The 25,433-nt window shown below is 68.4% G+C and carries 20 protein-coding genes and 1 riboswitch; of the genes, 13 read left to right on the top strand and 7 right to left on the bottom strand.

Annotated elements, in window-relative coordinates:
• Nucleotides 1-36 precede the first annotated feature (36 nt).
• The 3 genes from FIV50_RS05435 to FIV50_RS05425 form a co-directional block, all read right to left on the bottom strand.
• Nucleotides 37-1,470, bottom strand: coding sequence for an APC family permease (locus FIV50_RS05435; RefSeq protein ID WP_140036552.1), 1,434 nt, complete (start codon nt 1,468-1,470; stop codon nt 37-39).
• Nucleotides 1,471-1,627: 157 nt separating this feature from the next.
• Nucleotides 1,628-4,735, bottom strand: coding sequence for an aminotransferase (locus tag FIV50_RS05430; RefSeq protein WP_258184431.1), 3,108 nt, complete (start codon nt 4,733-4,735; stop codon nt 1,628-1,630).
• Nucleotides 4,732-5,358, bottom strand: a complete 627-nt coding sequence (locus tag FIV50_RS05425; RefSeq protein WP_140036551.1) for a gamma carbonic anhydrase family protein — start codon at nt 5,356-5,358, stop codon at nt 4,732-4,734. The genes FIV50_RS05430 and FIV50_RS05425 overlap by 4 nt, the downstream gene beginning before the upstream one ends.
• Before the next feature lie 153 nt (nt 5,359-5,511).
• Between FIV50_RS05425 and FIV50_RS05420 the strand changes: the two genes are divergently transcribed.
• A complete protein-coding gene (locus FIV50_RS05420) occupies nt 5,512-6,393 on the top strand; it encodes an SDR family oxidoreductase (protein WP_140036550.1) in 882 nt (293 codons plus the stop codon).
• Nucleotides 6,394-6,403: 10 nt separating this feature from the next.
• Here the strand turns inward: FIV50_RS05420 and mfd are convergent, their stop codons facing one another.
• Nucleotides 6,404-9,967: a transcription-repair coupling factor gene (gene mfd, locus FIV50_RS05415; RefSeq protein ID WP_181164345.1), complete on the bottom strand. Its 3,564-nt coding sequence runs from the start codon at nt 9,965-9,967 to the stop codon at nt 6,404-6,406.
• Nucleotides 9,968-10,047: 80 nt separating this feature from the next.
• On the opposite strand from mfd, the gene FIV50_RS05410 reads away from it, so the two are divergent.
• The 7 genes from FIV50_RS05410 to FIV50_RS05380 all read left to right on the top strand — a co-directional run bounded on the left by FIV50_RS05410 (nt 10,048) and on the right by FIV50_RS05380 (nt 15,607).
• Complete coding sequence (locus FIV50_RS05410; RefSeq protein ID WP_140036549.1) at nt 10,048-10,611, top strand: GNAT family N-acetyltransferase; 564 nt, start codon at nt 10,048-10,050, stop codon at nt 10,609-10,611.
• Between the two features lie 46 nt (nt 10,612-10,657).
• Nucleotides 10,658-11,521: an Fpg/Nei family DNA glycosylase gene (locus FIV50_RS05405; protein WP_140036548.1), complete on the top strand. Its 864-nt coding sequence runs from the start codon at nt 10,658-10,660 to the stop codon at nt 11,519-11,521.
• Between the two features lie 54 nt (nt 11,522-11,575).
• Nucleotides 11,576-11,721, top strand: a riboswitch (FMN riboswitch).
• Between the two features lie 72 nt (nt 11,722-11,793).
• Nucleotides 11,794-12,828 carry a bifunctional diaminohydroxyphosphoribosylaminopyrimidine deaminase/5-amino-6-(5-phosphoribosylamino)uracil reductase RibD gene (gene ribD / locus FIV50_RS05400; RefSeq protein ID WP_140036547.1) on the top strand — a complete coding sequence of 345 codons (1,035 nt, stop codon included), beginning with the start codon at nt 11,794-11,796 and terminating at the stop codon, nt 12,826-12,828.
• Complete coding sequence (locus FIV50_RS05395) at nt 12,828-13,457, top strand: riboflavin synthase (protein ID WP_140036546.1); 630 nt, start codon at nt 12,828-12,830, stop codon at nt 13,455-13,457. The genes ribD and FIV50_RS05395 overlap by 1 nt, the downstream gene beginning before the upstream one ends.
• Nucleotides 13,454-14,722 carry a GTP cyclohydrolase II gene (ribA, locus tag FIV50_RS05390; protein WP_140036545.1) on the top strand — a complete coding sequence of 423 codons (1,269 nt, stop codon included), beginning with the start codon at nt 13,454-13,456 and terminating at the stop codon, nt 14,720-14,722. The genes FIV50_RS05395 and ribA overlap by 4 nt, the downstream gene beginning before the upstream one ends.
• Nucleotides 14,719-15,192, top strand: coding sequence for a 6,7-dimethyl-8-ribityllumazine synthase (gene ribH, locus FIV50_RS05385; protein WP_056376023.1), 474 nt, complete (start codon nt 14,719-14,721; stop codon nt 15,190-15,192). Before ribA ends, ribH begins: the two co-directional genes overlap by 4 nt.
• A gap of 55 nt (nt 15,193-15,247) precedes the next feature.
• Entirely contained in the window at nt 15,248-15,607 is a 360-nt protein-coding gene (locus FIV50_RS05380) for a Fe-S protein (protein ID WP_140036544.1), read from the top strand.
• A 16-nt stretch (nt 15,608-15,623) separates the two neighbouring features.
• Here the strand turns inward: FIV50_RS05380 and FIV50_RS05375 are convergent, their stop codons facing one another.
• Nucleotides 15,624-16,709: an ATP-binding protein gene (locus FIV50_RS05375; RefSeq protein WP_140036543.1), complete on the bottom strand. Its 1,086-nt coding sequence runs from the start codon at nt 16,707-16,709 to the stop codon at nt 15,624-15,626.
• Between the two features lie 108 nt (nt 16,710-16,817).
• Between FIV50_RS05375 and FIV50_RS05370 the strand changes: the two genes are divergently transcribed.
• Complete coding sequence (locus tag FIV50_RS05370; RefSeq protein ID WP_140036542.1) at nt 16,818-17,870, top strand: DUF998 domain-containing protein; 1,053 nt, start codon at nt 16,818-16,820, stop codon at nt 17,868-17,870.
• 64 nt (nt 17,871-17,934) lie between these two features.
• On the opposite strand, the gene FIV50_RS05365 is transcribed toward FIV50_RS05370, so the two are convergent.
• Both FIV50_RS05365 and FIV50_RS05360 read right to left on the bottom strand, forming a co-directional pair.
• Nucleotides 17,935-18,312, bottom strand: a complete 378-nt coding sequence (locus FIV50_RS05365; protein ID WP_140036541.1) for an SHOCT domain-containing protein — start codon at nt 18,310-18,312, stop codon at nt 17,935-17,937.
• Nucleotides 18,313-18,356: 44 nt separating this feature from the next.
• A complete protein-coding gene (locus FIV50_RS05360) occupies nt 18,357-18,614 on the bottom strand; it encodes a hypothetical protein (protein WP_140036540.1) in 258 nt (85 codons plus the stop codon).
• Nucleotides 18,615-18,773: 159 nt separating this feature from the next.
• Here FIV50_RS05360 and FIV50_RS05355 point away from each other — a divergent pair, with 159 nt between their 5' ends.
• The 4 genes from FIV50_RS05355 to FIV50_RS05340 all read left to right on the top strand — a co-directional run bounded on the left by FIV50_RS05355 (nt 18,774) and on the right by FIV50_RS05340 (nt 25,425).
• Entirely contained in the window at nt 18,774-21,344 is a 2,571-nt protein-coding gene (locus FIV50_RS05355) for a LuxR C-terminal-related transcriptional regulator (protein WP_219846262.1), read from the top strand.
• 63 nt (nt 21,345-21,407) lie between these two features.
• Complete coding sequence (locus tag FIV50_RS05350; protein ID WP_258184430.1) at nt 21,408-22,532, top strand: AI-2E family transporter; 1,125 nt, start codon at nt 21,408-21,410, stop codon at nt 22,530-22,532.
• Between the two features lie 14 nt (nt 22,533-22,546).
• A complete protein-coding gene (locus tag FIV50_RS05345; protein ID WP_181164343.1) occupies nt 22,547-24,004 on the top strand; it encodes a hypothetical protein in 1,458 nt (485 codons plus the stop codon).
• Nucleotides 24,001-25,425 carry a DUF2252 domain-containing protein gene (locus FIV50_RS05340; RefSeq protein WP_140036537.1) on the top strand — a complete coding sequence of 475 codons (1,425 nt, stop codon included), beginning with the start codon at nt 24,001-24,003 and terminating at the stop codon, nt 25,423-25,425. The genes FIV50_RS05345 and FIV50_RS05340 overlap by 4 nt, the downstream gene beginning before the upstream one ends.
• Nucleotides 25,426-25,433 lie beyond the last annotated feature (8 nt).

Here is a 25,433-nt window from a genome sequence, read left to right as displayed (position 1 = left end):
CCTCCCTCCCGGGTGGCGGCTCTTCTGCATCCCGCGTCAGCTCTCGTCGACCGGGACCTTGACGACCTTGTTGAACCCGGTCACCGGCTGGTTCTCATCGAACGCGACGACCTTCTTGCGGAAGCCCCTGGTGATGACGGCGAGATAGATCAGGCCCAGGGCCGTCCAGGTCAGACCGCCCACGAGGGCGTCCGGGTGCAGGTTGACCCACAGGAGTCCGGTCAGCAGCATGCCGATGCCCGGCATCACCATGTACGAGAAGATGTCGCGCGGCGTGTGGCGCCGGCCCTTGCGGATCGCGAACCACGCGATGACCGAGATGTTCACGAAGGTGAAGGCGATCAGCGCGCCGTAGTTGATCCACGCCGCGATCAGCTCGAGGGTGAACGGGATCGCCAGCAGCGAGATGGCACCCACCAGCACGATGTTGAAGGTCGGCGTGTGCGTGCGGGGGTTGATGTATCCGAACGCCTTCTGCGGCAGCACGTTGTTGCGCCCCATCACCAGCAGCATGCGCGACACCGACGCGTGCGAGGCGAGCCCCGATGCCAGGGTGGCGCAGAATCCTGCGGCCGTCAGCACGGCCATGAGCACGTTGCCGCCGACGAGGTTGCCGATGATCGGCAGCGTCGAGTCCTCGACGTACTGCATGTCACCACCAGGGGCGAACTCGTTCCAGTCGGGGAATCGCAGCTGCGTGACGTACCCCGCGATGAGGAAGATCGCACCGCCGAGCAGCACCGTGAGCAGGATCGCCTTCGGCATGATCTTCGGGTCCTTCGCCTCCTCGGCGTACATGGTGACGGCATCGAAGCCGATGAACGAGAAGCAGACGATAGTCGCTCCCATGAGCACCGCGCTGATGGTCGCCCCGTCGTGGATGAACGGGGCCGCCGACGCGATCGTGGCCGCACCTTCGCCCCGCATCAGCTGGGCGACGACCATGACGACGAACACCACCATCACGACGATCGAGAACACGAGCAGGATCATGTTCATGTTCGAGGTGCCGCGCATGGTCATGTAGATGATGCTCGTGACGAGGATGCAGTACAGCACGACCCAGATCCAGCCGGGGATGTCGGGGAACAGCGCCTCGAGGTAGCTGCGGATGATGAGACAGTTGACCATGGGCAGCAGCACGTAGTCGATGAGCGAGGTCCAGCCCACCATGAAGCCGAGGTTGGGATGGATCGATTCGCGCACGTAGGTGTAGGCGGAGCCGGCGCTCGGGATGGCGCTCGAGATCTTGCCATAGCTGATGGCGGTGAACACCATCACGATGAGGGCGACGAGGTAGGCGGCGGGGACGACGTTGTCCGTATCGCGGGCCACCATGCCGAACGTGTCGAAGACGACGGTCGGCGTCATGTAGCCGAGTCCGAGACCGACGATCGCCCAGAGGCCCAGATTGCGGCGGAGGGTTCCTCCGCCCTGAGCGAGCGGCTTCGTCTTGAGGGGCGTGGCCATGAGTACTCCTTCGGGAACAGCGCATGGGTCGGACTTCGGGCGGTCCGACACTGACGCTCAGTATGTACCCGAGATATTCCTCAGCGGAAGAGAAGATCTGATTCGAAATACGCATTTAACATGCCGAAAACCAACTCGATTCGAAGATCTTTGCTGATCACCATCCTCCGGAGAGTACGTGGTCGAGCATGGCGACGACGTGGTCGGCGCTCTCGATCGTCAGGCAGAGCGGAGGTTTGATCTTCAGCACGTTCGAGCGCTCCGAGGTCGTGAGCACGATCACGCCCAGCTCCCGCATCCGCTCGCAGATCGCCGCGGCCTCGGCATCGGCCGGCTCCATCGTCTCGCGATCGCGCACCAGCTCGACACCGAGATAGAGCCCCTCGCCGTGAACGGGACCGATCAGCGGATGCCGATCCGAGAGGCCACGAAGAGCGCCTGCCAGATGCCGGCCGACCTCGAGCGCGTTGCGCTGCAGGTCGTCCTCGACCATCGCATCGAGGACAGCGAGACCGACGCTGGTGCTGAGCGTGCTGCCACCGGCCGACGAGAAGAACTGCCCCTGGGTGCTCAGCGCGTCGGCGATCCTCTTCGACGTGACCACACCTCCGATAGGGAAGCCGTTGCCCATCGGCTTGGCGATCGTGACGATGTCGGGAATCACACCGGACTGCTCGAACCCCCAGAAGCTCGACCCCATGCGGCCGAAGCCCACCTGCACCTCGTCGGCGATGCAGAGTCCACCGCGCGCGCGCACGAGCTCGTAGGCGCCCGCCAGGTATCCGTCCGGAAGGAGCACTCCCCCTGCGTTTCCGAGCACGGACTCGCACAGGAACGCGGCGGGGTCTCTGCCGTCTGCGGCCAGACCGTCGAGGTCATCGGCGAGATCGGCGAGGTAGCGACCGGCCGTGTCCTGGCCGCGATAGGTGCCGCGGAACGGGTTGGGCACGTCTGCGACGTGCACCCAGTCAGGCCGTGTGGCCAGAGCATGCGGGTTGTCGTAGGCGCTGGTCGTGACAGCATCGCTCGCCATCGTCCACCCGTGGTATGCCTCTCGGAGAGCCACCACCGTGCGTCGACCGGTGGCGGCCTGAGCCAGACGGATGCCGAGATCGACCGCCTCCGAGCCGCTGTTCACGAGCAGCACGGTGTCGAGACCGCTCCCCTCGGGCATCAGCGCGATCAGCCTCTCGCTGTACTCGGCGAGGCCCCGGAACAGGAATCTCGAGTTCGTCGCGAGCGTCTTCAGCTGCCGATTCACGGCTGCCGCCACCCGGGGGTGGCCGTGTCCGAGTCCCGCGACGTTGTTCACCATGTCGATGTAACTGCGACCGGTCGTGTCGACGAGATGATGCCGCCAGCCGCGTTCGATCTGCGGCGGATGGTCGTAGTAGCGCTCCTGCGCGGTCGCGAAGATGCGCTCCCGGCGCCCGAGCTCCTGGGCGGCCTCGTCGCGCTGCGCGAGCGAGGCGAGTCCGAGCAGCACTGCCGGGTCTGCGGTGAAGCGGCACCACGCCGCGACACGATCAGGGGTCACGAGATGCGCGGCAGCAGGCGCATCGGGCCGTGGGACCGGAAGCGGCGGAGCATCGGCTCGTCGGAGGCCGATGACGATGGTCCTGTTCTCGAAGGATGCGGCGAGCCTGCCGATGCTCTCGCCCCGCTCGACTCGTCCGCTGCGATTCGGCTCGAGGTCGGCGCCACGGAGCTCGAGTACCCACCCGCCGTCGAGTGCGATGCGCACCCCGCCCTCGGTGATCTTCAGCTCGCCCTCTGCCGGCGCGATCATCCGCGACGACGGTCCAGGGGCTACGTGCACTTCAGTCTCGACCGGCCAGGTGGCTGCAGCGCTCGCGGTGTCGACCGTCGTGCGCGTGAGCCGGAACACACCGTAGGGCACGACGGCGGCACGAGCGCCCTTCGCGTGGGCCTCGGCGATGAGCAGCGACTCGGCATCGGGATGCGCCCACCGCCCGGCGTCCAGCCCCTCGGCCTCGACACCCGGGTCGACCACGATGACGCGACCGTCGAGCTCCGGCAGAAGGGCCGACAGCTCGGGGTGCGCATCGTCAGAGGCATCGTGCGGCGACGCGTCGGGCTCGCTCTTCCCGGGCTCGATCTTTTCGGGCTCGGGAGCCTCCCCGGCGGCGTCGGGCTCTCGAGCGTCCGGCTCGGGCACCGGAGTCTCCGGCTCAGTCACCGCCGGGTGCGCGGCAGTCCCCGCAGGCGTCTCGAACTCCGCCGACTCGAATCCGAGCCGGGCGAGCACCAGCTCGGTCGCCTCGGCGAGCGGAACGGCAGTCGCGGCATCGAAGATGGCCTGCTCGCCCGCGATCCGCTCGCGGGCGTAGTCGTTCTCTCCGTCGATCGCGAGCTGTCTCCAGCCGCTCGCGACGAGCAGAGCGGCTCGCAGCACGACCAGCGGCCATAGGGCGAGCGCCTCATCACGGGTGAGCGGTGCGTCGGCATGGAACGCGGCCACGGTCTCGAGCGCTCGAAGCGGACGCTCGGGCTCGTGATGCAGCATCGAGGAGACGCACACCGCCAGTTCGGCGACCCGCCAGCCGAGTCCCAGATCGCCCAGGTCGAGCACGGTGTGCGGGTGCAGTCGGGAATCAGCCCCGCGCGTCCCGGTGACGTTGTCGTCGGTGAGGTCGCCGTGGATCGGCTGAACCGGCAGCGCGGCGGCGACGATCGACAGAGCCTTCTGCGCATCGTCCGCCGCCGTGCGCACTCGGGAGCGCAGCTCAGCATCCGTCACCGCCGGGGCGAGCACGTCGATCTGCTCGTACGCTACGCGCATGTCCCACATCTGGTCGCGCTCGAGCCCCGGGTGTGGGAGACCGGCGAGCGCATTCACGGATGCCGCTGCCAGGGCCCCGAACTCGGCGAGCACGACGGGTGCCAGATAGCCCGCATCGACCATCGACTCCCCCGCGGCGAACTCGCTGCGCCGCACCGCGAATCCTCGCCAGCTCTGCGTGAGCTGACCGTCGAGTCCGGGGAGCACGGCGGGAACCCGCACGCCGGCCGCGCGATAGGCGTCGAGCGCTGCGTGCTGTGCGGCTCTCGCGTCGTCGCCGAAGATCGGGTTGTCGACGCGCAGCACGCTGCGCGATCCGTCCGATTCGACGAGCACGAAGTTACGGTCTTGATTGCTGCCGAGCTCGCTCGCCACAGCCTCGACTCCGTAGCATTCGCGAGCGATCAGCGCGGCGTCGTCCGTGCTGATGTCCGGTCGGACCAGCCCTGCGCCGTCACTCACCCTCGACCCGCCGCGCGGCCGTCGGCGTCGAGCCGCACATCGTCGGCGTGTCGGGCCAGCGAGCTGCCGTAGCGCTCGGTGAGCTGCACCATGAGGTCGGGGGTGTCGCGATCCACGCCGAAGACGTGCCCCGGGAAGTCGAGTTCGGGTTGCGCGGCAGAGATCTCCGCCTCCCGGTCCGGAGACAGGAGCTGCACGGGGTCTCCGACCGCGACCCAGCCGATCGGCACGACCGTCCCGGCCGGCAGAACGGCTCGTCGGTGCACGATGGCGTTCACACGGACCTCGCATCGATCGCCCACCAGCGCCCCGTTGAAGATGCGCGCGCCGGACGCGAAGAAGACCTCTTCGCCGACCGTCGCCCCCGCGATGCTCGCGAGGGTTCCGACGAGCGTGTGCGAGCCGATGTGCACGGCATTCGCGGCCGTGGCCCTGATGAGCGCGTTCTCCATCACGATGACGTGCTCGCCGATCGTGATCGGTCCTCCCTCTGCGGTGATGACAGCGCCGTGCAGCACTTGGCAGTCTGGTCCGATCGTCACGTCTCCGGAGATCACGGCGGTGGGAGCGACGACGGCGGTGTCATGGATCCGGGGCCGAGCCCCGAGGTGCTCGTACAACATGACGCCAGCGTAGCGCCGACCGGTCGGCACCGAGAAGGCCGACCGAGCCCCTGCTACGCTGGCGCCCATGCAATGCAGGTGACTCGATCCCTCCCCCGCCTCCGGCTGCCATTCGGCGTGCCTGCGGCTTCTTCGATCGAAAGGCTCATCGTCATGCACTCCACCGACCTTCCCCTGTTCGGACGCACCGCTCTGGTGACCGGCGTCTCCCGCAGGCGCGGCATCGGATTCGCGACCGCGACGACGCTCGCGTCTCTCGGAGCGAACGTGTTCTTCCACCACTTCCGCCCTCATGATCTCGACCACCCCTGGGGCGGGGACGACCTCGAGGCGGTTCGCGCGGGCATCGGCGATGCTCTCTCGGCCGGGGCCGTGATGGGCGACGCCCAGGCGGATCTCCGCGACCCCGACAGCATCGACCCGCTGCTCGATGCAGCATCATCCCTCTCGGGTCGGCTCGACATCGTCATCTGCAACCAGGCGATGAGCGGCGGAGACGGCACGATCTTCGACATGACCGCCGACCGACTCGACGCGCACTGGCAGGCCAACGCCCGTGCTTCGCTGCTGCTCACGGCCGGGCTGGCGAATCGAGTACGCCATGAGCTCGGCGGTGCTGAGACTCCCGTCGGCCGCCCCGGCGACAGCATCCCGTCGCTCGGCCCCTTCGAGAAGCCGACGGCTCACGTCGTCTGGATGACCTCGGGCCAGGGGCACGGAGCGATGCGCGGCGAGATCTCGTACGCGACGAGCAAGGCCGCGCTCGCAGGGATCACGCGATCGACGGCAGCCGAGCTGCTCGACGTCGGGATCGTGCTCAACACCGTCAATCCGGGCCCGGTGAACACGGGGTACCTCGACGCCGACACCACGGACCGAGATCTGTCGGGCGTCGACGAGTGGATCGCTGACACTCCCTTCGGCCGGGTCGGCCGGCCCGATGATCCGGCCCGCCTGATCGGCTGGCTGTGCACGGACGCCGGGTCGTGGGTGGTCGGTCAGGTGCTGACCACCGACGGCGGATTCTCGCTGTAGCCGGTTCCCGTTATTCGACCTTCACCGGCTCGGGGAAGATCGCCGTGAACAGCTGGTCGACCCATGCGAGCAGCTCAGCCGCCTGCAGCGGTTCGAGCCCGACTCCCACGGCGGCGGGCACCGTCGGCATCGGCACGACGAGCGCCTCGCCCCCGCCCACCAGCTTCGCCTTGGGGTACAGCCGCTGCAGCCGCACCTTGATCGAATCCTCGAGTCGAGCCGGCGCGATGCGCAGGTTCGACCCCATGACCACGACGTCGGAGAGCCCGGCTCTGGCCGCGCGACGGCGCAGGCGCGAGACGGCGACCAGGCCGGTGACCTCGTCGGGAGGGGTGCCGTAGCGGTCGGTGAGCTCGTCGATGACGAGATCGATCGCGTCGTCCTTCGCCGTCGCCGTCGACGCCGCGGACAGCTTCTGGTAGGCCTCGAGCCGAAGTCGCTCGCTGTCGATGTAGTACTCGGGGATGCGCGCGTCCAGCGGCAGCTCGAGCCGCAGCTCCTGCCCCGACTCGACGTCTTCACCGCGGAAGGTGGCGACGGCCTCGCCGATCATCCGGAGGTAGAGGTCGAATCCGACGCCGGCGATGTGCCCGGCCTGCTCGCCGCCGAGCAGGTTGCCGGCACCGCGCAGTTCGAGGTCCTTGAGCGCGACCTGCATTCCGGATCCGAGGTCGTTGTTCACCGCGATCGTCTGCAGCCGGTCGGCCGCCGTCTCGCTGAGCGGCTTCATCTCGTCGTAGAGGAAATACGCATAGGCGCGCTCGCGACCACGACCGACACGGCCGCGCAGCTGATGCAGCTGGCTCAGGCCGTATTTGTCGGCCCTGTCGATGATGATCGTGTTGGCGTTCGCGATGTCGAGACCGGTCTCGATGATCGTGGTCGAGACGAGCACGTCGAACTTGCGCTCCCAGAAGTCGTCGACGACCTGCTCGAGTGCATGCTCGCCCATCTGACCGTGCGCCACGGCGATGCGCGCTTCGGGCACGAGCTCGGCGAGCTGGGCCGCGACCCGCTGGATCGACTGCACGCGGTTGTGCACGAAGAACACCTGCCCCTCGCGCAGGATCTCTCGACGGATCGCCGCCGCCATCTGCTTGTCGCTGCGGGGGCCGACGAACGAGAGGATCGGATGCCGGTCCTCCGGTGGAGTCGCCAGCGTCGACATCTCGCGGATGCCGGTGACGGCCATCTCGAGCGTGCGAGGGATCGGGGTGGCACTCATCGCGAGGATGTCGACGTTAGTCTTCATCTTCTTAAGCGTGTCCTTGTGCTCGACACCGAAGCGCTGCTCCTCGTCGATGATCATCAGGCCGAGGTCTTTGAACATGACCTGGTCGGTGAGGATGCGGTGGGTGCCGATCACCATGTCGACCGTGCCGTCGAGCAGACCGTCGAGGGTCAGACGCGCCTCCTTGTCGGTCTGGAAGCGCGACAGCGGACGCACCTTGACGGGGAAACCCGCGAAGCGCTCGGTGAACGTCTCGAGGTGCTGCTTGACGAGCAGCGTGGTCGGCACGAGCATCGCGACCTGCTTGCCGTCCTGGATCGCCTTGAACGCCGCCCGCACGGCCACCTCGGTCTTGCCGAAGCCGACATCGCCAGAGAGCAGCCTGTCCATCGGGATCGGCCGCTCCATGTCGGCCTTGATCTCGTCGATGGTCTGCAGCTGATCGAGGGTCTCGGCGAACGGGAAGGCCTCTTCGAGCTCGCGCTGCCAGGGCGTGTCGGGGCCGAACGCATGGCCCTTGGCGCTCATCCGCGCCGAGTACAGCTTGACCAGCTCGACGGCGATGTCGCGCACCGCCTTGCGAGCCTTGCCCTTGGCCTGCGACCAGTCGCTGCCGCCCATCTTCGAGAGGGTCGGCCCCTCACCGCCGACATACTTCGAGAGCAGATCGAGCTGATCGGTGGGCACGTAGAGCTTGTCGCCGGGATAACCGCGCTTCGACGGGGCGTACTCGAGCACGAGATAGTCGCGCACCGACTTCGTCGCGTTGCGCCCGCCGGTCGAGACCTCGCGCTGCGTCATCTCGACGAAGCGGCCGATGCCATGCGTGTTGTGCACGACGAAGTCGCCCTGCTTGAGCTGCAGCGGGTCGACGACGTTCTTGCGGCGCGACGCGAGCTTCTTGACGACGCGCTGGTCGCCGCCGATCGTGCGCCCGTAGAACTCGTTGTCGGTGAGGACAGCGAGCTTGGCCTCGGGGATCTGGAATCCGGCCTCGACGGAGCCGGTGACGAGAGTCGCGACGCCGGTGTCAGGCGCGTCGGTCAGCTCGGACACGATGCGAGCGGCGATCCCACGGTCGGAGAGCACGTCGCGGGCACGGTCGACGAGGCCCGCTCCGGCGGCGATCACGACGACCCGCCAGCCGTCTGCGACCTTCGCCTCGACGAACGAGATCGCACCGTCGACGTTGCCGTGGAACGACGGGATGACCGAGGCGTCGATGGTCTCGGCATCCTCGCCCCCCATCGAGAACGGGCTCAGGCGCCACCAGACGCCGCCGCGATCGCGCACGACCTCGCGCAGCCGGGCGATGGTGAGAAAGTCGCCGGCACCGAGATCGATGGGAGCCGACGCACCGGAGGTCGCCGCACTCCACGCCGCATCGAGGAACTCCCGGTTGGTCTCGCCCAGCGTGATCGCTCGGGCGCTCGACCGCTCGGGGTCGACGACAGCCGTCGCGACACCCTCGGGCAGGTACTCCGCCAGCGATTTGAGCGGACCGGAGACCGCCGGAAGGAGAGACTCCATGCCCTCGACCGGGATGCCCTCGGCCATCTTCTCGAGCATGCCCGCGATCGCCGGGAACCCGCCGATCAGCGCTCGCGCACGATCGCGCACGTCGGGGGTGAGCAGCAGCTCGCGGCTCGGCGGAAGATCGACGCCGTCGACATCGCCCGGGAGCGAGCGCTGATCGGCGACGGAGAACGAGCGGATCTGGTCGATCTCGTCGCCGAAGAACTCGACGCGGAACGGATGCTCCGAGATCGGGGGGAACACGTCGAGGATGCCGCCTCGGACGGCGAACTCGCCGCGGCGCGACACCATGTCGACTCGCGAATAAGCACGCTCGACGAGCTGCTCGACGACGTGGTCGAGTTCGTGACCGCGGCTCGCGGTGCGCAGCTCGAGCGGCGCGATCTCACCGAGGTTGCCCGCGATCGGCTGGAGGGCGGCTCGCACGGAGGCCACGACGACGAGGGGGTGATCGCCCGACCATTCCGCGATGCGACGCAGCGTCTGCAGTCTCTGGCCCACCGTGTCGGTGCTGGGGCTGAGGCGCTCATGCGGCAGCGTCTCCCACGCGGGGAAGGTCACGACCTCGGCATCGGGGATGTACGCGCCGAGCGCGGCAGCGAGGCTCTCGGCTCGTCGGCCCGTCGGGACGACGGTCAGGAGCGCCGCGGGATGCCCCGCTGCTCGGCGCTTCTCGAGCAGACCGGCGAGCGCCGGAGCATCGAGGCCGTCGACGAGACCGAGGTCGGCGTCGGTCTGCGCCCAGCTGAGGGCGTCACGAAAAAGAGACGCCTCTTCCAAGGCGCGCAGAATCCCCGGAACAGTCACCGCACAAGCCTAGTCGCGACCACCGACACCGGCATCGGCACTGACCTGGACCCGCGCTGCGCGAGCCGTAGGATGCCGGGATGGAACCGGTCACTCTCACCACCGAGCGCCTCGTCCTGCACGTGCCGGACGAGTCCGACATCGACGCGATCACCGCGGCCTGCCAGGATCCGGAGATCCCTCGGTGGACCACCGTGCCGAGCCCCTACACCCGCGAGCACGGTGAAGGGTACGTCCGGCTGATCGGCGAGTGGTGGGCCGATGGCAGTCAGGCGATCTGGTGCGCCTATCGCGACGGCGAGCTGGTGGCCTCGATCGGTCTGCATCACATCGTCGAGCACCCGACCGGCGGGCACGCCGAGATCGGCTACTGGGTCACGGCGTCCGCCCGCGGCAACGGCTACCTCGTCGAGGCTGCTCGCGCCGTCGTCGACTGGGGGTTCGCCGAACTCGGCCTCGCCCGCCTCGGCTGGCGCGCGGTCGCGGGCAACGTCCCGTCGGCCCGAGCCGCCCGCGCCCTCGGGTTCCGGTATGAGGGGCTGGGGCGCCAGGCGCTCACCAGCGACCGCGGGCGTGACGACGGATGGTTCGGCGGACTCCTCGCGACCGACGATCGCGCTCCGGTGGACTGGCCGATCCTCTGACGAGGCTCCCTAGCCGCGTGTCCGACGTCGGTGGCAGGATGAGCGCATGCCTGAGATGCCGGAAGTCCAGGGCCTGACCGCATTCCTCGCCGAACGCACGGTGGGGCGCACGATCATCCGCACGAGTGTGGGGGCCATCGCGGCCCTGAAGACCTATGACCCTCCGAACATCTCTCTGCACGGGGCGCAGATCACCGCGGCCTCGCGCCGCGGCAAGTTCATCGTGCTCTCGTGCGGCGACGACCTGCACCTCGTCTTCCATCTCGCCAAGGCGGGCTGGCTGCGATGGTACGAGACACTGCCGACGACCCTCATCAGGCCGGGCAAGTCGCCCATCGCCGTGCGGGTGGGCCTCGACGACGAGAGCGGATTCGACCTCACCGAGGCGGGCACGAAGAAGTCGCTCGCCGTCTACGTCGTGCGCGACCCCGACGAGGTGCCCGGCATCGCCCGCCTCGGCCCGGATCCACTCGAGGAGACGTTCACCCGTGACGTGTTCGCCGGGCTGCTCGACGGACGCCGGACCCAGATCAAGGGGCTGCTGCGCGACCAGAGTGTGATCGCCGGGATCGGCAACGCCTACTCCGACGAGATCCTGCACGCGGCGCGCATGTCGCCGTACGCGATCGCCGACAAGCTCGACGATGACGAGGTCGACCGCCTGTTCGCGGCGATGCAGACGACGCTGACGGATGCCGTGGCCGAGGCCTCGGGCAAGCCTCCGGCCGACCTGAAAGACGCCAAGCGCCGAGGGATGCAGGTGCACGCCCGCCGCGGCGAGTCCTGCCCCGTGTGCGGTGACACCGTGCGCAGCGTCTTCTTCGCCGACCGCTCGCTGGAGTACTGCCCGACCTGTCAGACCGGGGGCAAGCCGCTCGCTGATCGCCGCCTGTCACGGCTGCTCAAGTAGCACTTCGACGCGGAATGAAACGCAGTCGGATGTGTTGAGTACACTCAGAGCATCAACGTGCTCCGGGGTCGGTGAGAATCCGAACCGGCGGTGACAGTCCGCGAGCGTCTCGGTTCTCCGAGATGCCGATCCGGTGGAATTCCGGGACCGACGGTGGTGCGAGGCGCAGCCTCGCTAGTCCGGAAGGGAGGCAGCACGGTGCGCCGCCGCGCGCGCGTTCTGCCGACGCCTCCTCTCGAGGAGAACCCCCGGAGCCTCAGAGAGGACCACGGATGGCAGTGAACGAGGCGGAACGTCGGGCGATGGCCCGTGCGCTCGAGCTCGCCAAACTCGGCCCTCGAGGTGTGAACCCTCAGGTCGGAGCCGTCATCCTCTCCCCCGAGGGCGAGATCATCTCCGAAGGCTGGCACCACGGTGCCGGCACCCCGCACGCCGAGGTCGATGCTCTCTCGAAGCTCGCACCCGGCGCGGCCGAGGGTGCGACCGCCGTCGTCACCCTCGAGCCCTGCAACCACACCGGGCGTACCGGCCCGTGCGCCGTCGCGCTCATCGACGCGGGCGTCTCGCGCGTCGTGTACGCCCTCGACGACCCCGGCGACGTCTCGGGCGGCGGCGGAGATCGTCTCCGCGCTGCGGGCGTGAGCGTCGATTCGGGCGAACAGGCCGATGTCGCCCGCAGCATCATCGACGGCTGGCTCACCGCTCAGCGCCTGGGGCGCCCGCACGTCACCGTGAAATGGGCCCAGTCCCTCGACGGCCGCGCGGCGGCATCCGATGGCAGCAGCCAGTGGATCACCGGGCCGGAGGCCAGGGCCGACGTCCATCGACGTCGAGCCGCTGCAGACGCGATCGTCGTCGGCACCGGCACCGTGCTCTCTGACGACCCCTCGCTGACAGCGCGCGACGGCGATGCGCTCCACGAGCACCAGCCGATCCCCGTCGTGATCGGCTCTCGCCAGACCCCCGACGACGCGGCGATCCGTCGGCACCCGGAGACGCCGCTCTTCTTCGACACCCACGACCTGAGCGCCGTGCTCACCGAGCTGCACTCGCGCGGCATCCAGAGCGTGTTCGTCGAAGGGGGCCCGACCCTGGCGAGCGCCTTCATCGCCGCCGGACTCGCCGACCGCATGCTCGCCTACATCGCACCAGTGCTGCTGGGCGGTGACCGGCCGGCACTCACCGACATCGGCGTCGGCACCATGGACGCCGCCAGACGCCTGACGGTCGAGGAGTGGCTGCCCCTCGGCGCAGACCTGCTCGCCGTCGCACACCCCGTGCTCACCACTGAAGAAGGAGCCGCCTGATGTTCACCGGAATCATCGAGGAGATCGGCGAGATCACCGCGATCGCGCCCGCCGGAGACGGCTGGCGCCTGACTGTTCGCGCCCCCAAGGCGGTCTCCGACGCCGTGCACGGCGAATCCATCGCGGTCTCCGGCGTCTGCCTCACCGTCGTCGACTCGACGGCCGACACCTTCGACGCCGATGTGATGAAGCAGACCCTCGACGTGGCCGCTCTCGGTGGAGCGACCGTCGGCACCCGCGTCAACATCGAGAAGGCGATGCCCGTCGGCGCCCGCCTCGGCGGTCACATCGTGCAGGGGCACGTCGACGGTGTCGGCAGTGTGCTCGAGGTGCGCCCCGGCGAGCAGTGGAGCGTGCTGCGCATCGCGCTGCCCGACGACCTCGCGCCGCTCGTGGTCGACAAGGGTTCCATCTCGGTCGACGGCACCTCGCTCACCGTGAGCGCGGTCAGCCCCGTCGACGTCGATACCCACTGGTTCGAGATCTCGCTCATTCCCGAGACCCTCGCCGCCACCACCCTCGGCTCACGCGCGGTCGGCGACCGCGTGAACCTCGAGACCGACATCCTCGCCCGCCACGTCGAACGTCTGCTGGCGTTCAGGGCAGCACCGGAAGGAGGCTCGCGATGAGCCTTTCCACCATCACCGAGGCCCTCGAGGCCCTTCGCGCCGGGCGACCGGTGCTCGTCGCAGACGACGAGAACCGCGAGAACGAGGGCGATGTCATCCTCTCGGCCGAGCTCGCCACACCCGAGTGGGTCGCCTGGACGGTTCGCTGGTCATCCGGCTTCATCTGCGCGCCGATGCCCGCCGACCTCGCCGACAACCTCAACTTGCAGCCGATGGTCGCGGCGTCGGAGGACGCACGGTCGACCGCCTACACGGTGAGCGTCGACGCGGCCGAGGGCGTGACCACCGGCATCAGCGCGCACGACCGCGCCCACACGCTGAACGTCCTGGCGAACCCCGAGTCGACGGCGACGAGTATCATCCGCCCGGGACACGTGCTTCCCCTCCGCGCGGTCGACGGCGGAGTGCGCGAGCGAAGCGGTCATACCGAGGCCGCGGTCGATCTGATGAAGCTCGCCGGTCTCCGCCCGGTGGGCGCGATCGCCGAGGTCGTCGCCGAGGACGGCAGCATGATGCGGCTTCCCGGGCTCATCGAGCTGGGTGCACGCGACGGGGTGCCGGTCATCACGATCGAGCAGCTCATCGCCCATCTCAACGAGATCGACCCCACCGGCTGGTCTCCCGAACGCGCCAGCCGGCGCGTGAGCCTGCGTGCGGATGCCACTGTGCCCACCACGCACGGCACGTTTCGCTTCCTGGCCTACAAAGACAGGGTGACCGGCACCGACCACATCGCCGTCGTATCGGGTGAGCTGGGCGAGACGGCTCTCGTGCGCGTGCACTCGGAATGTCTGACCGGCGAGGCCTTCGGATCGCTCAAGTGCGAGTGCGGCCCCCAGCTCGATGCCGCTCTCGACGCGATCGAGCAGGACGGTGGCGTCGTCATCTACATGCGGGGCCATGAGGGCCGGGGCATCGGGCTGATCAACAAGCTCCGCGCCTACAGCCTGCAGGAGGAGGGCCTCGACACGGTCGACGCCAACCTCGCGCTGGGGCTGCCGGCCGATGCCCGCGACTATGCGGCCGCGGCCGGAATCCTCGCCGACCTCGGAGTGTCGAAGGTGCGCCTGCTGACGAACAACACCGACAAGGTGAAACAGCTGCGCGGCCTCGGACTCGACGTCGTCGAGCAGGTGCCGCTGATCGTCGGCGTCGGGCCGAACAACCACCAGTACCTCGAGACCAAGCGTGACCGGATGGGTCACATCATCGGAGAGGCGGAGCTCGCAGAGGCTCTCGCCGACGGACGGAAGGACGACGTATGAGCGGCGCAGGAGCACCCAAGACCGAGAAGATCGACGGACGCGGGCTGAAGGTCGTCATCGTGGCCGGCACGTGGCACGATGTCATCACCGACGGACTGATCGCCGGTGCGCAGCGCGTGCTCGACGAGGCCGACGCCGCATATCGGCTCGTGCGCGTGCCTGGTTCGTTCGAGCTCGCTCTCGCCGCTCAGGCCGCATTCGCGGGCGGGGCCGATGCCGTGGTCGCCCTCGGCGTGATCATCCGCGGCGGAACCCCGCACTTCGAGTACGTCTCGGCCGCGACGACCGACGGGCTGACCCGCGTCTCGCTCGATGCGGGCAAGCCTGTCGGCTTCGGCGTGCTCACGCTCGACGACGAGAAGCAGGGGCTCGACCGTGCCGGTCTGGAGGGCTCGAAGGAGGACAAGGGCGCGGAGGCTGCGGATGCCGCACTGCGCACCGCTCTCCTCGTGCGCGCGCTGCGCGGCTGAGAGGTCAGCCTGCCCTTGCTGGCGCGCGCACCCCGCGTGCTCGTAGCGTGAGGGCATGGAGACTCTGCGCCACGTCGTTCTGTTCGTCCACCTGATCGGCTTCGCGGTGCTCTTCGGCGCCTGGGCGGCGCAGGCCTTCGGCGGCAAGCGCGAGTTCACGCGTCTGATGAGCATCGGCATGACGATCGCCGCGATCGCGGGCCTCGCACTCGCCGCACCATGGGGACTCCCCGAGGGCGTCGAGATGAACTACGCCAAGATCGGCACGAAGCTCGTCGTGCTCCTCGTGATCGGCGCCCTGCTCGGCATCGGCACCTCGAAGCAGCGCAAGTCCGGGTCCGTGCCTGTCGCGATGTTCTGGGTCGTCGGCATCCTGACGGCGCTCAACGCCGGCATCGCGGCGATCTGGCGCTGATCCGCAGACCACTCGGTCACAAGCGCAACGGCACCCGCACGTCGGCTCCGGCCTCCTCGGTCAGCCGCTCCCCCATCTGCGCGAACGTCGGCTGGGCGATGAACCCACCGGCGAACAGCGCCTGCCCCTGAGCGAACCCCTGGGCCCGGCGGATGTCGTCCTCCCCGACGAAGCCGAACACCTCGGCCAGCTCGGCGATGTCCCGCGGGGCGTTCACGCGCATCAGGCCGAGGTTGTCGCACTGCGACAGCACGTTGGGGTGGATCTTGGTCGGCCGCTGCGTCGACAGGAAGAGCCAGAGACCGAACTTGCGTCCCTCCGCCGCGATCTGAACGAGCCTCTCGGTGAGAGCTCTCTCGACGGCGGTGCGCGGCTCGGGCGAGCAGAGGTTGTGCGCCTCGTCGATCACGATGAGGAGCGGACGACGGCTCTCGCGCTGCATCCACAGCGACTCGAGCACCGCGAGTGCCGCGACCTTCGGCTCGGCGGGGTGATCGAATCCGCCGAGATCCAGAACGGTCGCCCGCGGCCGCTCATCGAGCACGTCGACGACGGAGCCCGCGCCTCGCGACCACAGATCCCACTCGAGCACCTGCAGGTTCTCCATCCGATTCGCGAGCCGGATGTACGCGGGATCGCCGGACGCCCGGAAGTCACGGAGCATCTCGTCGGTGTCGAAGTCCGTGGTGCTCACCGACCAGTGCAGCAGTGCGTTGTACTCCTCAGCATCCGCGATCGGGTCGATCTGCAGCACCGCGGCCTTCGCAGCCGGAGACAGATCGACGTATCGAGCGTGCAACTTGTCGCCCTCTCCGTGGCCCGATCGGAACACGCGGATGTCGGTCTGCGCGATGGCGGCCGCATGCTCGGTCGACGCGCCCGCTCTCGTCTCCGCCAGCCTCACGAAGTCGGCGTTCGGATCGTGGATGAGCATCGGCAGTTCGGTACGCAGCAGGAGCTGCTCGAGCACGACGCCGAGCGCGTACGTCTTGCCGCTGCCGCTCTGCCCGCACCAGAACGTGTGCCGGTTGAAACGGCGTGCGTCCAGGTGCACCGATGCATCCGCATCGTCTGTCATCGTGCCTATGGTCAGTTCGGTCATGTCCGCCTCCAGCCCCTCATCTGCCTCCAGTGTTCCTCGAACGCCATGCAGGATCATCACACTTCTCGGGTGACGCGGCCCGCCGAAGGCGGCGTCAGGATGAGCGGCATGACGGACCGACTGTCACTCACTTCCGTACTGCGACACCCGCTCGCGAACGCCAGGTCGCGGGAATCCGCGGCGCTGCTCGTCAGCGCGGCCACGCTGATCATCGGATCCTGCGTCGCGCTGCTGGCCTTCTGGGGACGCACGATGCCGATCTCCGGCCCCGGTTCGATCGGTCAGTTCGCCGCGATCGGCGCGGCGATCACCGCGATCGTGGTGTTCGTCGCAGCGCGCTCGCTCGCTCGAGTCCAGCCCGCAGCGGGTGTGTCGCACGCGAGGATGCGGTGGTTCGACATCGCGGCCCTGGCGATCGCCCACGGCATCATCGCTCTCCTCGGATGGATCGCGATCGCCGACATCGTGGAACGCAGCTTCGTCGGCGCGGAGGTCTTCACCTTCGCCGGTGCCGTGCTCGCCGGCGCCGCGATGGCATGCACCGCCTACCTCGTCGCGCTGTCAGCGGCGAACATGAGCCCCGGAATGCTCTCCGTGGTGCTCATGCTGTTCCTCGTGGTGGGCACCTTCGCGAGCATGCTCAGCGCATCGGACGACCAGTGGTGGAAGCTGCATCTCAGCAGCCTCGGAGTGACCGACGACGTGTCTGCCCTCACCTTCAACGTCACTCTGATCATCGCTGGAGTCATCGTGACGACGGTCGCCCACTTCGGAACCGCGTCGATCCCCGCACACTCTGCCCGCGCGGCGCGAGGGCGTCGCATCGTCCGACTCAAGCTGACCGTTATGGGGGTGCTGCTCGCGGGTGTCGGGCTCTTCCCGGTCGACAGGTTCCTCGCGCTGCATAATCTGTGCGCCACCGGGATGGTGGTGGTGTTCGTGGCGATGGTCATCGGGCTGCGCCGCACGGTTCCGGGAACCGCCCAGGTCTTCCTGACCCTGGGCTACGTGTTCGTGGCGAGCATCGTCGTGCTCGCCGTGTTCTTCGCCACGGGGTACTACACGCTCACGGCTGTCGAGCTCGTCGCGTTCCTCATCATCTTCACCTGGCTGCTGCTGTTCCTCCGGAACATCGAGGGAGCCACCGAGGCGGTCGCCTGAGCCGACAGTCACGGAGTGAGTCGACGGGTATCCCCCTCGGGCTCTCGACCGCTCCCGCGCTCGGCTAGGACGCGAGCGCCTTCGCCTTGAGCGTCTCGAACTCGGCCTGGGTGATCACGCCCGAGTCGAGAAGTCCGCGAGCCTTCGTGATGTCGTCCGCAGGCGAAGACCCCGCTGTCTCCCGGATGTAGGCGGTCTGAGCCGCCTGCAGTTCGGCGATCTGCTCGCCTCGCCGCTGCGCCATGCCCTGCCCGCGCGCGATGAGGTACACGAGTGCGGTGAGGAACGGGAGGAAGACGAGGAAGATGATCCACGCCGCCTTCAGCCACCCGTTCAGAGAACTGTCTCGGAAGATGTCACCGATGATCGTGAAGACGACCATGAGGTAGGAGATGAAGACGAAGGACCAGAAGAACCAGGCCACGAGATCCCAGATGGACATGCGCGATCCCTTTCGATCGGAGATGGTGAGTGCCAGATCCGAAGCTAGCCAGGCGCGGATGCGCCCGCGTCACCCTGCCCGGGTGACCCTGGGTCGGGTGCAGGCACGGGATTCACCGAGATGACCTCGATGTGGAGCTCGTCGAACGCTCCGAGAAGGCCCAGCAGACGCGGCTGATCATCGACCGGTCCGAGGATGCTCGTCAGTCCGCCGGGACGGGCCTGCACTGTGAACCCGCCCAGCGCCTGTGAGAGCTCTGGACTCATCCGTCCGCGGATGAGCACTTCGAAGACCCGTGTCATGACGGCCGCCTCCCTGGAATGCACGAGCAACATGGACGCGCGAGCGCGACGGTCCCATCATGGTTGCGCGTGTCGCGGGGTTCCTCATCCTCTGCGGATGATCTGAAGTGGCTCTGGATGATGCGACCACGCCCTGGCATACTGACACCGGAATCGCCGATGACAGCCATACCTCCCCCGCCGGCTCACGCCGTCGAGCGACCACGATTGCGTAGCCGACTCGACGCCACGCTGAACGCGCCCCTCAGCGTGGTCGTCGCTCCGGCCGGATCGGGCAAGACGGTGCTGCTGTCGCAGTGGGCGGCCTCGCACCCCGACGTGCGTGTCATGTGGATCGGGCTGGAGCCCGCGGACAGTGATCCACGCCGTCTCCTCGATCATCTGCTGAGCGCGGTGCGGCCCGATGGCAGCGGAGAAGTGGATCTCGGACGGCCGCACGCACTCAACGCGCGAACCATCGGGCGTCCCGTGCTCGACTCTCTCGTCGGTGTGTTCCGCGAGCATCCCCCCGTCGTCCTCGTGCTCGACGATCTGCACCATCTCGCCGGATCACCGTTGCTGCCCGACCTCTGGTGGCTCGCCGACAACGTTCCCGACCACACCCACCTCATCTTCTCCTCGCGCATCGACTACGGCCTCGGCTGGGGTCGTCATCGACTCAGCCACTCGCTGCTCGAGCTGAGACAGCGCGACCTCGCCTTCGACGAGACCGCGAGCGCGACGCTGCTCGAACGGATCATCGGCTCTCCGGTCAGTGCCCGCACTCTGGCCGCCGTGATGGAAAGGACCGAAGGATGGGCCGCCGGTGTCGTGCTGACCGGTCTCGGTCTGCGCAGCGAAGACGACCCGGAGCACTTCGCGAGTGAGCTTCGGGGCACCGATCGCCTCATCTCCGAGTATCTGAGCGAACAGGCGCTGGCCCAGCAGCCTGCCGAGCGGCGATCGCTGCTGCTGCGCCTCTCGGTCCTCGACCGGATGTCCGCAGAACTCGTCGAGTCGATCCTCTCCGTCGACGACGCGACTTCGCTGTTCGAGGCACTGGAGAGAGAGTCGATGTTCATCGGTGCCCTCGATCGGGATCGGGAGTGGTTCCGCTTCCACCCGATGTTCCGAGAACTCCTGCGCTACCGCTTGAAGGCCGAGCAACCCGGAGCGGCGACCGAGATCCGCACGGCCGCCGCCGACTGGCATCTCGCGAGGGGCGACGCGCCTTCTGCCATCGACTACCTCCTCGAAGCCGGGTCGTGGGAGCGAGCGGCGGCCGTGATCTCGGGACGCGGCCGCGAGGTGCTTGAACGCAACGACACCGTGTCGGTCAGCCGGTGGCTGGATGCGCTGCCGGCAGAATTCCGTACGACCCGTCCAGATCTCGAGATCCTTCGCGGGATGCTGCTGATGATGAACGGGGACGCGGCCCGCGCCGAGGACGTGCTGCGCGAACAGGCCGAACGGCCGACTCTCACCCCGGCCCGATCGGCGATCATCCACACCTATCTCGCGGCGCGGGTGCAGTTCCGGCCCGATCCGCGCGTCGCACTGGAGGCTGCCGAATCGGCGACGACGCTGCTCCGCGAGCATCCTGATCTGCACCCGCCCGAGCTGCTGGGCCTCACACACCCGCACCTGCTGCACGCGAGTTCGCTGACCTCGGCGGGCCGCGCACTCTTCCTCGCCGGCGATCTCGCCGCTGCGCGACGACGATTCGACGAGGCGCTCACCGTGCCAGGGGCCCGGTACAGCCTGTACCGCGTCCATGTCCTCGGCTCACTCGCGCTGCTGGAGGCATGGGCCGGACGACTGCGCCTTGCCGCGGCCGCCTCCGAGGAGGCACTGGACCTCGCCGCCGCGACCCACCTGCTCGCACATCCGTCGCCGGCGGATGCCTTCCTGGCCGCGGCGCTCGCATCGATCGAGCGAGCCACACCGTCCTCCGCCGCGGTGTCTCTGCACGAGGGCGCGCTCCGCGCCGCCGCGAACCACCGCACTCAGCTGATGTGGATCGCGCACCTCGTGAGAGTTCGCAGCGAGGGAGACATCGTCGACCAGGCCGATCGGCCGCCGTCGACTCCGCCTCCGATCGTCGCGGCGGCGCTCGAAGCCGAGGAGGCTCGCGCACTCCGCGTCGCACACGCATCGAACGGCGGGTTGCATCATCCGCCGGCAGGACGCTGGTCTCCTCTGTCCTTCGAGGCGACGGCCGCCGCGCTGACGCGGAACCGCCCCGACCTCGCTCGCGCCCACCTCGATGCGGTCTCCCCGGAGCCGCCCGAGTCGATGCCCCGCGCCAGCGTGGAGCAGCTCATCCTCCGTTCATGGCTCGACGCCCGCGAGCTGGGCGCCGGCGCGGGCGCGAAGGCCATGCACAGGGCCCTGGAGTTGGCGTCACAGCATGATCTGGTCGCCGTCTTCGTGCGGGCCGGCCCCGAGGTCATTCGGCTGATCGCCGATCTTCCCGGCACGTCGACGACGTTCCGCGCCAGCGTGCTGGAACGGGCGAGCCTGCTGCGTCGCGCCCGCGCATCGTCGCCCCAACTCGCCGAGCAGCTCACGGATCGCGAGCTCGAGATTCTCGCGTACCTGCCCACCAGAATGACCAACATCGACCTCGCGGCCCGCTGCTATGTGTCGCCCAACACGATCAAGACCCACATGGCTCACATCTACCGGAAGCTCTCGGTGCCCAACCGCAACTCCGCGGTCGCGCGCGCTCAGGACCTCGGGCTGCTCTGACGTCGCGGTATATCGCCCTGAAAGGGTGACGCGGCCGTGCGCCCTGCGCCCGAGAGTGGCTCCGTGAGCGATGCGAGCGTGCCTGAGGAGTCACCCCCTCAGCTTCGGCGCGCCTCGCGTGAATCCCGACCACGCAGCATCCAGATCACTGTCACGCGCCCTCTGCTGTTCGGCTTCGCGCTGGTCCTCGGCGGGCTCGGCGCGTTCGTACTCGGCGTCGCCGCGAGTTCTGTCGCCACGATCCTGATCTACATCGCCATCGCCATCTTCGTCGCGCTCGGCCTCGACCCGGTGATCCGATGGCTGGAGGCACACCGGGTGTCGCGCACGCGCGGACTGCTGATCGTCTCGGGCGGATTCATCGTCTTCCTCGCCGTGGTGATCGGGTTCATCCTGCCACCCGCTCTGGTGCAGCTCGGAGAGTTCGCACGCTCCGTACCCGCGGCCATCGCGGACTTCCGCACCTCGGAGGCGTACAGAGCGTTCGAAGCGCAGGTCGGAGACGTGCTCGGAACCGCCCTCGATCAACTCGCGGCGTTCTTCGCGGATCCGGGCAACCTGCTCGCCGTCGGAGGCGGGGTGCTCGCCGTGGGCTTCACCGTCGGCAACGCGGTCTCCGGCGTCATCATCGTCGTCGTGCTCACGCTGTACTTCCTCGCCTCCCTGACGTCGATCAAGTCCGCGTTCTACTCCCTCGCGCCGGCACGCGACCGAGCAAGACTCCGATCGCTCACGGAGCAGATCACCGACTCGGTGGGCGGATACCTCATCGGGATGGTGGTGCTCGCCGCCTGCAACGCGGTGTTCGCGACGTTGCTGCATCTGGTCCTCGGACTCCCGGCCCCTGCGTTCATGGGGCTGGCCGCCTTCCTGATCACTCTGATACCGCTGATCGGCCCGGTCACGTACTGGATCTTCGCCTCGATCGTCGCGCTCTTCTCCGACCCCCTGCTCGCACTGATCTTCTCGGTGCTGTATCTGATCTACATGCAGTTCGAGGCATATCTGCTGACGCCGCGCATCATGAACAGGGCGATCGCGGTGCCGGGGTCGCTCGTCATCATCGGAGCGCTCATCGGCGGGGCCCTGCTCGGCCTGCTCGGCGCTCTCGTGTCGATCCCGATCACCGCAGCGATCCTCCTGGTCATCAAGCAGGTCCATATCCCGCGTCAGAACGCGAAAGTCTGAGGAGGGAGAATCCCATGGCACGATCCACAGTCCAGGAGTTGCAACGGCGCCTGGCCGCCCTCGAAGCCGAGAACAGCGCGCTCCGCGGGGGCACCCCGGCGGCGGCCCCCGTGCCGACGACTGATCCGGCCGTGTCGCGCCGCCGGTCCCGCGGGTGGGGCCGCACGCTCTCGGCCACCGTCCTGATCGTGCTGGGAACGCTCATCGCCCCCGTCGCCCTCGTCGCCGCCTGGGCCAACGTGCAGCTCACCGACACCGACCGATTCGTCGCGAGCTACAGCGTGCTCGCGAGCGATCCTGCCGTGCAGTCCGCGGTCACCGACCAGGTGGTCGAGGCGATCGAGGGGCAGGTCGACATACCGACCCTCACCACGGACGTGATCGACGGCGTCATCGATCTCGGCACCGGCCCCGCGGCGACTCGCGCGCTGCAACTGCTCAAGGGCCCCGCCGCACAAGGGCTCCAGTCGCTCGTGGGCACCGTGGTCGAGCGCTTCGTCGAGTCCGAAGCGTTCGCGAACGTCTGGGCGAGCGCGCTCCGCGTCAGCCACTCGCAGGTGGTGTCCGCGTTGCAGAACGATCCGGATGCGGCCATCGCCCTGGGCTCCGACGGCACCATCGGGATTCAGCTGGCGCCGATCATCGACGCCGCGAAAGATGTGCTCGTCGACCAGGGGGTCGGATTCGCGGCGTCGATTCCGACGGTCGATCGCACGATCACGGTCGCGCAGGTCGACTCCCTCGCCTCCGTCCAGCTCGCGTACGAGCTGGTGGTGGCGGCCGGGCTGTGGTTGCCCTGGGTGGCGATCCTCTTCCTCACCGCCGGGGTGGTCGCCGCTCGACGGCGCTCGGTCGCGCTCGTCACCGCAGCGCTCTCCCTCGGTCTCGTGATGCTGATCGTGCTCGCGGGCCTCGCAGTCGGCAGGGTGTTCTTCGACGCCGCTCTGCGCAGCAACGGCATCCCCGCGGATGCCGGGGGCGCCATTTACGAACTGGTCGGCGGTGCCATGCGCGACACGGCCGTGGCTGTGCTCGTACTCGCGCTCGTCACCGCCGTGGTCGGGTGGTTCGCGGGCCCCTTCGATGTTCCACGACGGCTGCGAGCCGTCGTCCACGGTGGCGCCGCCTCGGTGCGCGAGGCTCTGGAACGGCGCGGCCTGAGCAGCGGTCGCGTCGGCACGTGGCTGTACTCGCGACGCTCTCTCCTGAGGGGCGTGATCATCGTGGCGGGTGCGGCGGTCGTGCTGTTCGTCCGGCCGCTCAGCCCCGCGCTCGTGCTGTGGACGCTGGTGCTGTCGTTGCTCGTCGTCCTCGTTCTGGAGGTGGTCGAACGTCCGCCGTCCGATGCCGATGCCGATGCCGATGTCGACGCCATCGACGTCGCGGAGTCCGAGGACGACGTGCTCGAGGGCGTCGCAGGTGAGAAGGCGGATGCCACCTCCGCCGATCCTCTCGGCCGGGCCAGCTCATGACCCGGCGATCGGAGGTCGCGAAGCCGTTCGCCGAGCGACGTGATGAAGGACGTGCCGCTCGATCGCGGATGCCTCGGGCGCAGCTCGGAGTATGGTCACCGGCCTCGGACCGGCCGGACCCGATCGATCTGCTCGAGGAGCAGGGACGATCACGGGTCCAGGAGCTCACACCGGTGCGCTACGCGCGCATGGCCGCGTCGCCGCTCGCCTTCTACCGCGGGGCGGCCCTGCTCATGGCCTCGGACCTCGCCTCGTCCGCGCACACGGGGATCATCGCGCAGCTCTGCGGAGACGCGCACCTGTCGAACTTCGGCCTGTTCAGCACCCCCGAGCGCCACCTGATCTTCGACATCAACGACTTCGATGAGACGCTTCCGGGCCCGTTCGAATGGGATGTCAAACGACTCGCGGCGAGTTTCGCGGTGGCCGGCAGACAGCGCGGTTTCAGCGCCGAGGAGGTGCGTGCCTGCGTCGTCGCCGCAGCGCACGGCTATCGCACGGCGATGAGGGCCGCGTCGAAGTCGACCGTGCTCGATGCCTGGTACGACCGACTCGACGCGGAGCGCGCGAGGCTGTCGATCCGCGAGGCGCACCTCGACCAGCGGGTGGGCGATGAGGAGGTTCGCCGCCTGGACGCGACGATCGACAAGGCGCGACGACGCGATCATCGTAAGGCCTTCAAGAAGCTGGTGCGTGTCGTCGACGGCCACTTGCGCATCGTCTCGGCGCCGCCGCTGATCGTCCCCGTCGAGGACCTCATCCGCGAAGCGGGGCGTGCGGCAGACGAAGCGGATGTCATGCATCAGGTGCTGGGCGCATATCGCACGACGCTCGGCGGCGAACGGCATCCGATCGCCGAGTACCGGTACCGTCACATGGCTCGAAAGGTGGTCGGCGTCGGAAGCGTGGGCACGCGCGCCTGGGTGATCCTCCTCAGCGGACGCGACGACGACGACCCTCTGCTCCTCCAGGCGAAGGAGGCTCAGGCATCCGTCCTCGAGCGCTTTCTCGGGCCGAGCGAGTACGACGACCACGCGGAGCGGGTCGTGCGGGGCCAGCGGGTGATGCAGGCGTCCAGCGACATCTTCCTCGGATGGCACTCCATGGTCGGCCTCGACGGGCAGCGCCGCGACTTCTACATCCGGCAGTTGCAGGACGGCAAAGGCGCAGTCGACCCGGACGCGATGACCGTGCGGGGTGCGACCCTGTATGCGCGGATCTGCGGGGAGACGCTGGCGCGAGCCCACTCCCGATCCGGCGATCGCGTGCAGATCGCGGGGTATCTGGGGCGCAGCGACACGTTCGAGGAGGCGATCGCGGACTTCGCCGCGGTCTACGCGGACCAGAACGACAGCGATTTCCTGGCGCTGCAGGCGGCTCTGGCGTCGGGACGCCTGCCGCACGAACACGGATCCGTGTGAGGCTCCTC

Origin of the sequence: Microbacterium foliorum, assembly GCF_006385575.1 — a bacterium.
Lineage (GTDB): Bacteria > Actinomycetota > Actinomycetes > Actinomycetales > Microbacteriaceae > Microbacterium > Microbacterium foliorum_B.
This window is presented reverse-complemented; position numbering and strand designations above follow the sequence as displayed.

Excerpts from the sequence above, each read along its gene's own strand:
- FIV50_RS05435 (WP_140036552.1), bottom strand. The coding sequence starts at position 1,470 with ATGGCCACGCCCCTCAAGACGAAGCCGCTCGCTCAGGGCGGAGGAACC.
- FIV50_RS05425 (WP_140036551.1), bottom strand. The coding sequence starts at position 5,358 with ATGTTGTACGAGCACCTCGGGGCTCGGCCCCGGATCCATGACACCGCC.
- FIV50_RS05420 (WP_140036550.1), top strand. The coding sequence starts at position 5,512 with ATGCACTCCACCGACCTTCCCCTGTTCGGACGCACCGCTCTGGTGACC.
- FIV50_RS05410 (WP_140036549.1), top strand. The coding sequence starts at position 10,048 with ATGGAACCGGTCACTCTCACCACCGAGCGCCTCGTCCTGCACGTGCCG.
- FIV50_RS05405 (WP_140036548.1), top strand. The coding sequence starts at position 10,658 with ATGCCTGAGATGCCGGAAGTCCAGGGCCTGACCGCATTCCTCGCCGAA.
- ribD (WP_140036547.1), top strand. The coding sequence starts at position 11,794 with ATGGCAGTGAACGAGGCGGAACGTCGGGCGATGGCCCGTGCGCTCGAG.
- FIV50_RS05395 (WP_140036546.1), top strand. The coding sequence starts at position 12,828 with ATGTTCACCGGAATCATCGAGGAGATCGGCGAGATCACCGCGATCGCG.
- ribA (WP_140036545.1), top strand. The coding sequence starts at position 13,454 with ATGAGCCTTTCCACCATCACCGAGGCCCTCGAGGCCCTTCGCGCCGGG.
- ribH (WP_056376023.1), top strand. The coding sequence starts at position 14,719 with ATGAGCGGCGCAGGAGCACCCAAGACCGAGAAGATCGACGGACGCGGG.
- FIV50_RS05380 (WP_140036544.1), top strand. The coding sequence starts at position 15,248 with ATGGAGACTCTGCGCCACGTCGTTCTGTTCGTCCACCTGATCGGCTTC.
- FIV50_RS05375 (WP_140036543.1), bottom strand. The coding sequence starts at position 16,709 with ATGACCGAACTGACCATAGGCACGATGACAGACGATGCGGATGCATCG.
- FIV50_RS05370 (WP_140036542.1), top strand. The coding sequence starts at position 16,818 with ATGACGGACCGACTGTCACTCACTTCCGTACTGCGACACCCGCTCGCG.
- FIV50_RS05365 (WP_140036541.1), bottom strand. The coding sequence starts at position 18,312 with ATGTCCATCTGGGATCTCGTGGCCTGGTTCTTCTGGTCCTTCGTCTTC.
- FIV50_RS05360 (WP_140036540.1), bottom strand. The coding sequence starts at position 18,614 with ATGACACGGGTCTTCGAAGTGCTCATCCGCGGACGGATGAGTCCAGAG.
- FIV50_RS05355 (WP_219846262.1), top strand. The coding sequence starts at position 18,774 with ATGACAGCCATACCTCCCCCGCCGGCTCACGCCGTCGAGCGACCACGA.
- FIV50_RS05345 (WP_181164343.1), top strand. The coding sequence starts at position 22,547 with ATGGCACGATCCACAGTCCAGGAGTTGCAACGGCGCCTGGCCGCCCTC.
- FIV50_RS05340 (WP_140036537.1), top strand. The coding sequence starts at position 24,001 with ATGACCCGGCGATCGGAGGTCGCGAAGCCGTTCGCCGAGCGACGTGAT.